This is a genomic window from Dickeya sp. MK7, from assembly GCF_000406305.1.
Classification (GTDB): Bacteria; Pseudomonadota; Gammaproteobacteria; order Enterobacterales; family Enterobacteriaceae; genus Dickeya; species Dickeya fangzhongdai.
Window position 1 is genome coordinate 1,922,960 of record NZ_CM001984.1, and the last position, 11,572, is coordinate 1,934,531.

An 11,572-nucleotide genomic window follows, 5' to 3' on the forward strand; every position below is an offset into this window, starting at 1 on the left:
GGTTGCGCCTGGTTTGATGCTAATCTCCGCTTTTTTATAAAATCATTAAAAATCAAATAATTAATTAAAAGCAAGTCACTTTTATTGCAACGGGACCTGTTTGAATAAATCACCGGCACTGGTCGTAGCAGCTAATTTGAGAAACGGCATTTCTGGGGATAAATGCATTATTTTTTGCTGGATTAGCGGCATCACTCTGTGCTAGTCAAGCAGGGCGCTATGGTTGTGCCGTCAATGGTTAAGAATTGCTTGATGCTGTTTTTATATCCAGTAATATGTGGCTGGCAAATCTGACCGGAGATTTTCATACTAGGTGTGTCTCTCCCTGTCGGCGACGCTGGCCTAACCCGCCGATGTCCGTTGCGTGATTCCAACCGTTTTTTATCCGGGTGTCTTATCCATGAGTAAAGCGTTCAAACTGCATTCTGATTTCAAACCCGCCGGCGATCAGCCCGAGGCGATACGCCGCCTGGAAGAAGGGCTGGAAGACGGACTGGCGCACCAGACGCTGCTGGGGGTAACGGGGTCCGGTAAAACGTTCACCATCGCCAACGTGATTGCCGACCTCAACCGGCCGACGATGGTGCTGGCGCCCAACAAGACGCTGGCGGCGCAGTTGTATGGCGAGATGAAAGCGTTTTTTCCGGATAATGCGGTGGAGTATTTCGTCTCTTACTACGACTACTACCAGCCCGAAGCCTACGTGCCGAGTTCGGACACCTTCATCGAGAAGGACGCCTCGGTCAACGAACACATCGAACAGATGCGATTATCCGCCACCAAGGCGCTGCTGGAGCGGCGCGACGTGGTGGTGGTGGCGTCGGTGTCCGCCATTTACGGTCTGGGCGATCCGGACCTGTATTTAAAGATGATGCTGCACCTGACTCAGGGCATGCTGATCGACCAGCGCGCCATCCTGCGGCGGCTGGCGGAGTTGCAGTACGCCCGCAACGATCAGGCGTTTTCGCGCGGCACCTTTCGCGTGCGCGGCGAGATCATCGATATTTTTCCGGCGGAATCTGAGGACATCGCCCTGCGGGTGGAACTGTTCGACGAAGAAGTGGAGCGGCTGTCGCTGTTCGACCCGCTCACCGGGCATATTGTGCAGACGGTGCCGCGTTACACCATCTACCCCAAAACTCACTACGTCACGCCGCGCGAACGCATCCTGCAGGCGATGGAAGAGATCAAGGTTGAGCTGGCGGAGCGCCGTCAGGTGCTGCTCGCCGGCAATAAGTTGCTGGAAGAACAGCGGCTGGCGCAGCGCACCACCTTCGATCTGGAGATGATGAATGAGCTGGGCTATTGCTCCGGCATTGAAAACTACTCCCGCTTTCTGTCCGGCCGCGGGCCGGGCGAACCGCCGCCGACGCTGTTCGATTACCTGCCGGCCGACGGTCTGCTGGTGATCGACGAATCCCACGTCACCATTCCGCAACTGGGCGGCATGTACCGCGGCGACCGGGCGCGCAAGGAAACGTTGGTGGAGTACGGTTTTCGCCTGCCGTCGGCGCTGGACAACCGGCCGATGAAATTCGAGGAGTTCGAAGCGCTGGCGCCGCAGACCATCTATGTGTCGGCGACGCCGGGCAATTACGAGCTGGAAAAATCCGGCGGCGAGGTGATCGATCAGGTGGTGCGGCCGACCGGTCTGCTGGACCCGGAACTGGAAGTCCGCCCGGTGACCACCCAGGTGGATGACTTGCTGTCGGAAATTCGCAAACGCTCCGTCATCAACGAGCGCGTGCTGGTCACCACCCTGACCAAGCGGATGGCGGAAGACCTGACCGAGTATCTGGAAGAGCACGGCGAGCGGGTGCGTTATCTGCACTCTGATATTGATACCGTGGAGCGGGTGGAGATCATCCGCGATTTGCGTCTGGGCGAGTTCGACGTGCTGGTGGGCATCAACCTGTTGCGTGAAGGTCTGGACATGCCGGAAGTGTCGCTGGTGGCGATTCTGGATGCCGATAAGGAAGGGTTCCTGCGTTCGGAACGATCGCTGATTCAGACCATCGGCCGGGCGGCGCGTAATCTTAACGGCAAGGCGATTTTGTATGCCGACAAGATTACGCCGTCGATGGAACGCGCCATGAATGAGACTCTGCGCCGTCGCGAGAAACAGCAGGCGTACAACGAACAACATGGCATCGTGCCGCAGGGGCTTAACAAGAAGATTGGCGACATCCTGCAGATTGGTCAGCCGACTAACGGCCGGGGCAAAGGGCGCGGCAAGAAAGCGGCCGAACCGGCGGCGCATTACCAGCAACTGTCGCCAAAAGCGCTGGATCAAAAAATCCGCGAGCTGGAAAGTCAGATGCTGGCCCATGCGCAGAATCTGGAATTCGAGGAAGCCGCCCGGCTGCGCGACGAGATTCACGCGCTGCGCGAACAGTTTATCGCCGCGTCATGATGATACCGGCGTGAGCGCTGTGCTGGCGTTGTCGCCCGGCCGGCGGCATGGCGAGGCAGCGCCTATATACAGATGCAGAACCTACACAGATGCAGAGCATATACAAAAGAGAGGCTGAGTGATGAATAATCCGATTCCTGGCGTAGACGTGCTGTTCGTGGCTGGCTTTGGGCCGGTAACGGTATCCGCTCCGGCTAGTCAGACGTTCTATCAGACGATGTTGAACCTGCCGCTAAAGCCGATGGAAGGCAATGACATCTACCTCTCCTGCGACGAGTTGGGCGGCGTGAAGCATTTCGCGCTATGGCCGCTGGCGCAGGCCAGTCAGTCTTGTTTCGGCAGTGATGACTGGCCGTCGGCGTATCCGCGGCCGCAGGGTTGGATGGAGCTGGAAGTGGCGGATATCGCCGCCGCTACCGAAGCGGTCAAACAGCAGGGATATCCGCTGTTAGTGGAGAACCGGCTGGAGCCCTGGGGGCAGACGGTAACCCGCTTCCTCAGCCCGGAGGGCCTGCTGCTGGGCATGACCCATACGCCGTGGCTCAGAGAGTGAACCTCAGGCAGGGCATAGTCCCAGCGATTGTGCCGCCTGCTCCAGCGCCGCGCGCAACAGTGCGCGGTCATGGTGGTGCGGCACGTCCTGCGCTGCCAGCGGCTGCTGGATAATCAGGCGATCGTCCACCCCGCGGGTGTCCGTTCGGGGCGCGACGACCACGGCGTCAATGATGCGTCGGTCAATTTTGCTCTCGATAAGCTGCAGTTTCTGCGCCAGCGTCAGGCGGGTGGCGATTCGACTTTGTTCGTCCCCCAGATTACCGATGTACACCACCGGGGCGCGGGCGTCATGCAGCGCTTGCGCCAGATCGGTAAGCAGTAACGGCGGCATCAGGCTGGTGAGAAAGCTGCCGGGGCCGATCAGGATCAGGTCCGCCTCGGTAATCGCCGTCAGCGCTTCCCGTGTGGCGGGGGCGGCCGGGTAGAGCATCAGATCCTGCGGCAGGGTGGCGAGCTGGTCTACCGCCACTTCGCCGTATACCGGATTGCCCTGGGCATCAATCGCCAGCAGGTCTACCGGTTGTTCCGACATCGGAATCAGCAGCGCGTCCACCTTGAGCAGATTACGGATCAGGTTGATGGCTTCCAGCGGACGCACGCTGAGGTGATCCATCGCCTTAAGCATCAGATTGCCAAGATTGTGGCCGGACAGTTCGCCGTTGCCGCTGAAGCGGTACTCGAACATTGCCGACGCCACGCTGGGGGCGGTGATCAACTGGTTCAGGCAGTTCCGGGTGTCGCCCCAGGCGATGCCGCCTTCCGAACGGCGAATTCGCCCGGTGGAGCCGCCATTGTCGGTTGTGGTGACGATGCCGGTCAGCCGTGACCCCAGAAAGGAGAGCGACGACATGACGCGCCCCAGTCCGTGACCGCCGCCCAGCGCCACCACACGATCCAGCTCCGCCAATGTGCGATTCCCCATAAATACCCTTATCTTTCGGTTATCTGCCGTAAAAAGTAGCGGATATATACCACATCTTGGCCTGAAGCAGCATAAGCGCCGACAGAAATTTTCCACGCGTCTTCCCGGATGGTTAACGGTTGTACAGCCGGCGGCAAAAAAGCGCTGGGCGGCGGTGCAGGAAATGCCAGCCGGTTAACCAGAAAAAGGTTCGTCGACGGATAGATTTTTCAGCGGAAATCAGTGGTTAGCCGATAATCGTTAATAACAGGAAACCGGATTTTTTAAAATATGATGGCTTGATAAATAGTGTAATAAAGCATGCTGTTATATTTTTAATATTTATTATTATGTTTATGTTTTTTAAATTTATTTGTATTTTTTATTTGCGCATTTTTCACCGATAAATAAAAGTCACGCACAGCGAAATCATGCTGTTATAGCGTAAACTGTTATGGCGTAAATAATACAGACTGTTTATGTCCATTTATTCCCGCCCATTCTAAGATCCTTGCCAGTGGTATTCCGCCATCAGCGTGAGTACGGCTGGCGCTGTTTCGTTCGGCGCGCGTCGGCGATAGCTCCTATTCCGGCCCGCGCCCAGCCGACAAGTAAATCGATAGCAGGACTGTTTGCAGTCCAGAGGTAAGACATGTTCGGACTCGATGCATTTCATCTGGCAAGGATCCAGTTTGCCTTCACGGTATCCTTCCATATCATTTTTCCCGCCATCACCATCGGGCTGGCCAGTTTTCTGGCGGTGCTGGAAGGGTTATGGCTGAAAACCAATAACCGCGACTACCGCGATCTTTACCATTTCTGTTCGAAAATCTTTGCCGTCAATTTTGGCATGGGCGTGGTGTCCGGCCTGGTGATGGCTTATCAGTTTGGCACCAACTGGAGTGGATTTTCCCAGTTTGCCGGCAGTATCACCGGCCCGTTGCTGACCTACGAGGTGCTGACCGCCTTTTTTCTGGAAGCCGGTTTCCTTGGCGTCATGCTGTTTGGCTGGCAGCGGGTAGGCCCGGGGCTGCACTTCTTCGCCACCTGCATGGTGGCGCTTGGCACCATCATTTCCACGTTCTGGATCCTCGCGTCCAACAGCTGGATGCAGACCCCGCAGGGGCATGAAATCCATAACGGCGTAGTGGTGCCGGTGGACTGGCTGGCGGTGATCTTCAACCCGTCCTTTCCGTACCGGCTGATGCACATGGCGACGGCGGCGTTTCTTGCCAGCGCCTTCTTTGTCGGCGCGTCCGCCGCCTGGCATTTGCTGCGTCACAACGACACGCCGGCGATTCGCAAAATGCTGTCGATGGCGCTCTGGATGGCGTTAATCGTGGCGCCGGTTCAGGCGCTGCTGGGGGATATGCACGGCCTGAATACGCTGAAATACCAGCCGGCCAAAATTGCCGCGATAGAAGGCCACTGGGATAACCCGCCCGGCGAACCGACGCCGTTGATCCTGGTGGGCTGGCCGGATATGGAGCGTGAAACCACCCGCTATGCGCTGGAAATTCCTTATCTGGGCAGCCTGATCCTGACCCACAGCCTGGACAAGCAGGTGCCGGCATTGAAAAGTTTTCCGAAAGACGAACGTCCTAATTCGACGGTGGTGTTCTGGTCGTTTCGCATCATGGTCGGGCTGGGCATGCTGATGATCCTGCTGGGCGTTATCGGTCTGTGGCTGCGCTGGCGTCGCCGGTTGTATCAGTCGCGGCCGTTTTTGTGGTTCACCCTACTGATGGGGCCGTCGGGGCTGATCGCGATTCTGGCGGGGTGGTTTACCACCGAGGTGGGTCGCCAGCCGTGGGTGGTTTACGGTCTGCAGCGCACCCGTGACGCGGTATCGGCGCACGGCGACCTGCAAATGAGCATCAGTCTGCTGCTGTTTATTGCGGTGTATCTGTCGGTCTTCGGCGTCGGGTATGTCTATCTGGTGCGGCTGATCAAGAAAGGGCCGCAAGCGGGAGAGGGCGACGCCGCATCTACCGGCGGGCCGGGGCAATCGTCTACGCCGGCGCGGCCGCTGTCCGCGGTACCGGAAACGCTGGAAGAGGGGAAATAACGTGGGTATCGAACTTTCTGTCATCTGGTTCGCCATCATCATCTTCGCCACGCTGATGTACATCGTGATGGACGGCTTTGATCTGGGCATCGGCATCTTGTTTCCTTTTCATCGCCACGCCGCCGACCGGGACCTGATGGTCAATACCGTCGCGCCGGTATGGGATGGCAACGAAACCTGGCTGGTGCTGGGCGGCGCCGGATTGTTCGGCGCGTTCCCGCTGGCTTACGCGGTGATTGTGGATGCGCTGACTATTCCGCTGACGCTGATGCTGGTTGGGCTGATTTTTCGCGGCGTCGCTTTTGAGTTTCGCTTCAAGGCGACGCCGTCGCACCGCCCGTTCTGGGATAGCGCTTTTATGTGGGGCTCGCTGGTCGCCACCTTCTTTCAGGGCGTCACCGTCGGTGCGGTGCTCAACGGCTTTGAGGTGACCGATCGCCATTTTTCCGGCCCGGTATTAGGCTGGCTGACGCCGTTTTCGCTGTTTTGCGGCGCTGGACTGGTGGTGGCGTATGCGCTGCTGGGGTGTACCTGGCTTATCATGAAAACCGGGCAGAGGCTGCATCGCCGCATGTCGGCGCTGGCGCCGTCGCTGGTGGTGGCGTTACTGGCGGTGATCGCGGTCATTAGCCTGTGGACGCCGCTGGCGCATCCAGCGGTCAAACAGCGCTGGTTTTCGCTGCCTAATCTGTTCTGGTTCCTGCCGGTTCCGTTGCTGGTGGCGGCCTGTGCGGCGGGAATAGTGCGCGGCGTGCGTCGCCACGCGCATTATTCTCCGTTCCTGCTGACGCTGGCGCTGATTTTCCTCGGCTTCACCGGGCTTGGCATCAGCCTGTGGCCGATGATCATTCCGCCGTCGCTGACGCTGTGGGATGCCGCCGCGCCGCCGCAGAGCCAGGGGTTCATGCTGGTCGGCGCGCTGCTGATCATCCCGGTGATCCTGGGTTACACCTTTTGGAGTTATTACGTTTTCCGGGGAAAAGTCCGGCCGGATGAGGGGTACCACTGATGAAGCTGTTTGCCGTACGAACCGTTGCCAGGGAAAGTGCAATCGACATGGCGACATCGCCAAAGCCGGTGCGGCCGCTGTGGCGGCGGCTGGTATGGATGGCGGTGCTATGGAGCGCCAGCGTGCTGGCGCTCGGCGTGGTCGCGACGCTGTTTCGCCTGCTGATGACCGCCGCCGGGTTGAAAACGCACTGATTTATTTGCCGTAGTATCTGCCGTATTTTTTATCCGCACCCCATGCCTGCCGGTTATCCGGCGGGCAGGTTTCTTTAACCGGGCAAACCGGTTCATTTCGCGCGCCTTACCTCCAGAGGGGTAGGGGATAAGCGTCATCCTATGACTCAGGTCAGGAAAGCTGAGTGGATTTCCGCTATGCTGAGCGCCAAAATAGTGAATGAAATCCGCTATATACAGGATTATATACCGCATTTTCAGTGACGGATAACCTGATTTGGCGATAGACTTCATGAAGCAATCACGGTTGTTCGGCGTCGGTGAAGCGACGCCGGGAAATCAAACTCCTAGCCCCGGAGCCTAAGTTCGCGCGCAAGCGAGGATACGGTTCCCTGGCCGTGGCCGATGGTCACCAGGGTGCAGGGTAGAAATGCCCGCATCTCCCGTATTTGGAAAGGTGTTTATGGTGAGTCAACTGACCGATGCGTTTGCGCGCAAGTTTTACTATTTGCGCCTGTCGATAACGGACGTCTGTAATTTTCGCTGTACCTATTGTCTGCCGGACGGCTATCAGTCGAACGGCGCGACGCCCCATCGTTTTCTGTCGCTGGATGAAATCCGCCGCGTTGGCCGCGCGTTTGCCGATCTGGGCACCGAAAAGGTGCGCCTGACCGGAGGCGAGCCGTCTTTGCGCCGGGATTTTGTCGACATTATTGCCGCTATCCGCGAAAACCCGGCGATTCGCACGCTGGCGGTCACCACCAACGGTTACCGGCTGGCGCGGGATGTGGCGAGCTGGCGCGAGGCCGGGCTGACGGCGCTTAACGTCAGCGTCGACAGCCTGGATGCCCGCCAGTTTCACGCCATTACCGGGCAGGACAAATTTCGTCAGGTGATGGACGGCATCGATGCCGCCTTCGCCAGCGGATTTCGCCGGGTGAAAGTCAATACCGTACTGATGCGTGATGTCAACGACAGCAGCCTGCACACCTTTCTCGACTGGATCCGCACCCGGCCGATCCAACTGCGTTTTATTGAACTGATGGAAACCGGCGAAGGGCGGGCGATGTTCCGCCGTCACCATGTATCCGGTCAGGTGATCCGCGAGCGCTTGTTGCAACAAGGTTGGCAACAGCAGGCGCGGGCGCGCAGCGACGGCCCGGCGCAGGTGTTCTCGCACCCGGATTATCAGGGTGAAGTGGGGTTGATCATGCCGTACGAAAAAGACTTTTGTCAGAGCTGCAATCGGCTGCGGGTGTCGGCCATCGGCAATCTGCACCTATGCCTGTTCGGCGAGCAGGGCATTCCGCTGCGCGATTTGCTGACGGATGATGACCAGCAGGAGGCGCTGAAGCTGCGTATTTCCGGCGGCCTGAGCAGCAAACGGCAATCGCATTTCCTGCACGACGGCAACAGCGGCATTACCCCGAATCTGTCCTTTATCGGCGGCTGAACCGGCCGCGCAATAGCGTTAAGGAGTGTTTATGAGCAAGGTCAGCAGCGAATTTATTCCTCTGCGTGTGGCGGTGATGACGGTGTCGTCGCGCCGCACCGCCGCCGACGATACGTCCGGCGATTATCTGCGTGAAGCGTTGCAGCATGATGGGCATCAACTGGCGGGCAGCGCGATTGTCAGCGAAAACCTGTACCAGATCCGCGCGCAGGTTTCCGCCTGGGTAGCTAGCGACGATGTGCAGGTTATCCTGATCAACGGCGGTACCGGTTTTACGCCGGGCGACCTGGTGCCGGAGGCGGTCCGGGTGCTGTTCGACCGGGAAATCGACGGGTTTGGCGAACTGTTCCGCATGGTGTCGTACGAAGAGATCGGCACCGCCACCATTCAGTCCCGCGCCATTGCCGGTTTGGCTAACCAGACGGCGATTTTCGGCGTGCCGGGGTCGACCAAAGCCTGTCATACCGCCTGGGAGCGCATTATCCGCGAGCAACTGGATGCGCGCCAGAAACCCTGTAACCTCTATCCCCATTTGAAAAAGTAAGCTGTTATGTCACAACTGACCCACATTAACGCAGCCGGTGAAGCGGCGATGGTGGATGTTTCCGACAAGGCGGACACGGTGCGCGAGGCGCGCGCCGAAGCCTTTGTGGAAATGGCGCCGCAGACCCTGTCGATGATCATCGACGGGCGGCATCACAAGGGCGATGTCTTCGCCACCGCGCGCATCGCCGGTATCCAGGCCGCCAAGCGTACCTGGGAGTTGATCCCGCTGTGCCATCCGCTGTTGTTGAGCAAAGTGGCGGTGGAGCTGGAAGCCCAGCCGGAGCACAACCGGGTGCGGATTGAATCCCTGTGTCGGCTGACCGGCAAGACCGGTGTGGAAATGGAGGCGCTGACCGCCGCCTCGGTGGCGGCGCTGACCATTTACGACATGTGCAAAGCGGTGCAGAAAGACATGGTGATCGGCCCGGTGCGGTTGCTGGCGAAAAGCGGCGGTAAATCCGGTGATTTCAAGGCGGAGGCATCATGATTACCGTGTTGTTTTTTGCGCAGGTGCGGGAACTGACCGGCACCGATCGGCTCTCGCTGTCGGCGGAATATCGGGACGTGGCGTCGTTGCGACAGGCGCTGTGCGCGCGGAGCGACCGCTGGGCGTTGGCGCTGGAAGACGGTAAGTTGCTGGCGGCGGTGAATCAGTCGCTGGTGGCGATGTCGCACCCGCTGACCGATGGCGACGAAGTGGCGTTTTTCCCGCCGGTAACCGGAGGCTGAGTGATGGAGACGCGTATTCAGGTAGGGGAAGCGCCGTTCAGCGTGGGCGACGAGTACGCCTGGCTGGCGGCGAGCGATGCGGACGGCGCGGTGGTGACGTTCACCGGCAAAGTGCGCAATCATAATCTGGGCGATCACGTCAACGCGCTGACGCTGGAGCATTATCCGGGCATGACGGAAAAGGCGCTGACGGAGATTGTCGACGCGGCGCGGCAGCGTTGGCCGATTCAGCGCGTGAGCCTGATTCACCGCGTCGGCGCGCTCTATCCCGGCGACGAAATCGTCTTTGTCGGCGTCAGCGGCGCCCACCGCCATGCCTCGTTCGAGGCGGCGCAATTCATCATGGATTACCTCAAAACGCGCGCGCCGTTCTGGAAACGGGAAGCGACGTCGGATGGCGACCGCTGGGTGGACGCCCGCGATAGCGATCGGCAGGCGGCGGAGCGTTGGTAATGGCAACGGCGGCGGATTGATTGCCGCCGCTGTATGATTTTCAGCGTAATAATTTCACCGTTGAAGAAAAAGCGATAAAAAGCAGTGAATTATAAATTTTGCATTAAAATAGTGTTAAGGAAACAATTAATAAGAATCATTTTTATTTCTATTTTAGTGCTACGATAATGAGCCGGCGGTTATGTTCCGCCTGATTCGCTTTTATTGTCATACAGTTAATTGCCATACAGTGAAAAGGATAATGGTATGAAACGGCGTATTGCTTCCCTGTTCCCCGCCACCCTGCTGGCGTCTTCCCTGGTGATGGGGTTCTCCTTCGGCGCGCAGGCTGAAGATGAAGGTATTGTGATTTACAACGCGCAGCACGAAAACCTGGTGAAATCGTGGGTAGATGGTTTTACTCAGGACACCGGCATTAAAGTCACGCTGCGTAATGGCGGCGACAGCGAATTGGGCAACCAGCTGGTGCAGGAAGGCAATGCCTCTCCGGCCGACGTGTTCCTGACGGAAAACTCGCCGTCGATGGTGCTGGTGGATAACGCCAACCTGTTCGCGCCGCTGGACGCCGATACGCTGGCGCAGGTGGAGCCGCAGTATCGTCCGTCCCACGGTCGCTGGATCGGCATCGCCGCTCGCTCGACGGTGTTTGTCTACAATCCGGAGAAACTGACCGAGGCGCAACTGCCGAAGTCGCTGATGGACCTGGCTAAACCGGAATGGAAAGGCCGCTGGGCCGCATCCCCGTCCGGCGCCGATTTCCAGGCGATCGTCAGCGCGGTGCTGGAGCTGAAAGGCGAGAAAGCGACGCTGGAATGGCTGAAGGCGATGAAAACCAACTTCACCGCTTATAAAGGCAACAGTACGGTGATGAAAGCGGTGAACGCCGGCCAGATCGACAGCGGCGTTATTTACCACTACTACCCGTTTGTCGACGGCGCTAAAACCGGCGAAAACAGCAAAAATATCCGTCTGTACTACTTCAAACATCAGGATCCGGGCGCGTTCGTCAGCATCTCCGGCGGCGGCGTGCTGGCCTCCAGCAAGCATAAGCAACAGGCTCAGGCTTTCGTCAAGTGGATCACCGGTAAGAAAGGTCAGGAAGTGCTGCGTACCAACACCGCCTTTGAATACGCGGTGGGCGTGAATGCCGAGTCCAACCCGAAACTGGTGCCGCTGAAAGACCTGCAGGCGCCGAAAGTGGACGCCGCCAAACTTAACGGCAAGAAAGTGGTTGAGCTGATGACCGAAGCAGGTCTGCTGTAATGCGTCAGT

Annotated in this window: 12 protein-coding genes and 1 riboswitch; of the genes, 11 read left to right on the forward strand and 1 reads right to left on the reverse strand. The window is 58.4% G+C overall.

What is annotated here, in order from left to right; genetic code table 11:
* Positions 1-400 precede the first annotated feature (400 nt).
* The gene (uvrB, locus tag DXXMK7_RS08390; protein WP_038918693.1) at positions 401-2,413 is read left to right on the forward strand and encodes an excinuclease ABC subunit UvrB; all 2,013 of its coding nucleotides are present in this window, start codon (positions 401-403) and stop codon (positions 2,411-2,413) included.
* Between the two features lie 121 nt (positions 2,414-2,534).
* Positions 2,535-2,966 (forward strand): VOC family protein, encoded by a 432-nt coding sequence (locus DXXMK7_RS08395; RefSeq protein ID WP_038918694.1) that lies wholly within the window; start codon positions 2,535-2,537, stop codon positions 2,964-2,966.
* A gap of 3 nt (positions 2,967-2,969) precedes the next feature.
* On the opposite strand, the gene yvcK is transcribed toward DXXMK7_RS08395, so the two are convergent.
* Positions 2,970-3,890, reverse strand: coding sequence for a uridine diphosphate-N-acetylglucosamine-binding protein YvcK (gene yvcK, locus DXXMK7_RS08400; protein WP_038918695.1), 921 nt, complete (start codon positions 3,888-3,890; stop codon positions 2,970-2,972).
* A gap of 631 nt (positions 3,891-4,521) precedes the next feature.
* Between yvcK and DXXMK7_RS08405 the strand changes: the two genes are divergently transcribed.
* The 9 genes from DXXMK7_RS08405 (at position 4,522) to DXXMK7_RS08445 (ending at position 11,563) form a co-directional block, all read left to right on the forward strand.
* Positions 4,522-5,937 (forward strand): cytochrome ubiquinol oxidase subunit I, encoded by a 1,416-nt coding sequence (locus DXXMK7_RS08405; protein WP_038918696.1) that lies wholly within the window; start codon positions 4,522-4,524, stop codon positions 5,935-5,937.
* A gap of 1 nt (position 5,938) precedes the next feature.
* Positions 5,939-6,946 carry a cytochrome d ubiquinol oxidase subunit II gene (cydB, locus tag DXXMK7_RS08410; RefSeq protein ID WP_038918698.1) on the forward strand — a complete coding sequence of 336 codons (1,008 nt, stop codon included), beginning with the start codon at positions 5,939-5,941 and terminating at the stop codon, positions 6,944-6,946.
* Between the two features lie 47 nt (positions 6,947-6,993).
* Positions 6,994-7,140, forward strand: coding sequence for a DUF2474 domain-containing protein (locus DXXMK7_RS08415; RefSeq protein WP_071605258.1), 147 nt, complete (start codon positions 6,994-6,996; stop codon positions 7,138-7,140).
* Between the two features lie 311 nt (positions 7,141-7,451).
* A riboswitch (molybdenum cofactor riboswitch) is annotated at positions 7,452-7,595 on the forward strand.
* Positions 7,583-8,572, forward strand: a complete 990-nt coding sequence (moaA, locus tag DXXMK7_RS08420; protein WP_038918700.1) for a GTP 3',8-cyclase MoaA — start codon at positions 7,583-7,585, stop codon at positions 8,570-8,572. (Overlaps the previous riboswitch by 13 nt.)
* 31 nt (positions 8,573-8,603) lie before the next feature.
* Positions 8,604-9,116: a molybdenum cofactor biosynthesis protein B gene (moaB, locus tag DXXMK7_RS08425; RefSeq protein ID WP_038659841.1), complete on the forward strand. Its 513-nt coding sequence runs from the start codon at positions 8,604-8,606 to the stop codon at positions 9,114-9,116.
* 6 nt (positions 9,117-9,122) lie between these two features.
* Positions 9,123-9,605, forward strand: a complete 483-nt coding sequence (gene moaC, locus DXXMK7_RS08430) for a cyclic pyranopterin monophosphate synthase MoaC (RefSeq protein ID WP_038659837.1) — start codon at positions 9,123-9,125, stop codon at positions 9,603-9,605.
* Entirely contained in the window at positions 9,602-9,847 is a 246-nt protein-coding gene (moaD, locus tag DXXMK7_RS08435; protein ID WP_038918701.1) for a molybdopterin synthase sulfur carrier subunit, read from the forward strand. Before moaC ends, moaD begins: the two co-directional genes overlap by 4 nt.
* Positions 9,848-9,850: 3 nt before the next feature.
* Entirely contained in the window at positions 9,851-10,300 is a 450-nt protein-coding gene (moaE, locus tag DXXMK7_RS08440) for a molybdopterin synthase catalytic subunit MoaE (RefSeq protein ID WP_038918702.1), read from the forward strand.
* Between the two features lie 246 nt (positions 10,301-10,546).
* Complete coding sequence (locus DXXMK7_RS08445) at positions 10,547-11,563, forward strand: iron ABC transporter substrate-binding protein (RefSeq protein WP_038918703.1); 1,017 nt, start codon at positions 10,547-10,549, stop codon at positions 11,561-11,563.
* Positions 11,564-11,572: the final 9 nt, after the last annotated feature.

Coding starts and splice junctions, on each gene's coding strand:
- uvrB (WP_038918693.1), top strand. CDS start 401: ATGAGTAAAGCGTTCAAACTGCATTCTGATTTCAAACCCGCCGGCGAT.
- DXXMK7_RS08395 (WP_038918694.1), top strand. CDS start 2,535: ATGAATAATCCGATTCCTGGCGTAGACGTGCTGTTCGTGGCTGGCTTT.
- yvcK (WP_038918695.1), bottom strand. CDS start 3,890: ATGGGGAATCGCACATTGGCGGAGCTGGATCGTGTGGTGGCGCTGGGC.
- DXXMK7_RS08405 (WP_038918696.1), top strand. CDS start 4,522: ATGTTCGGACTCGATGCATTTCATCTGGCAAGGATCCAGTTTGCCTTC.
- DXXMK7_RS08415 (WP_071605258.1), top strand. CDS start 6,994: ATGGCGACATCGCCAAAGCCGGTGCGGCCGCTGTGGCGGCGGCTGGTA.
- moaA (WP_038918700.1), top strand. CDS start 7,583: ATGGTGAGTCAACTGACCGATGCGTTTGCGCGCAAGTTTTACTATTTG.
- moaB (WP_038659841.1), top strand. CDS start 8,604: ATGAGCAAGGTCAGCAGCGAATTTATTCCTCTGCGTGTGGCGGTGATG.
- moaC (WP_038659837.1), top strand. CDS start 9,123: ATGTCACAACTGACCCACATTAACGCAGCCGGTGAAGCGGCGATGGTG.
- moaD (WP_038918701.1), top strand. CDS start 9,602: ATGATTACCGTGTTGTTTTTTGCGCAGGTGCGGGAACTGACCGGCACC.
- moaE (WP_038918702.1), top strand. CDS start 9,851: ATGGAGACGCGTATTCAGGTAGGGGAAGCGCCGTTCAGCGTGGGCGAC.
- DXXMK7_RS08445 (WP_038918703.1), top strand. CDS start 10,547: ATGAAACGGCGTATTGCTTCCCTGTTCCCCGCCACCCTGCTGGCGTCT.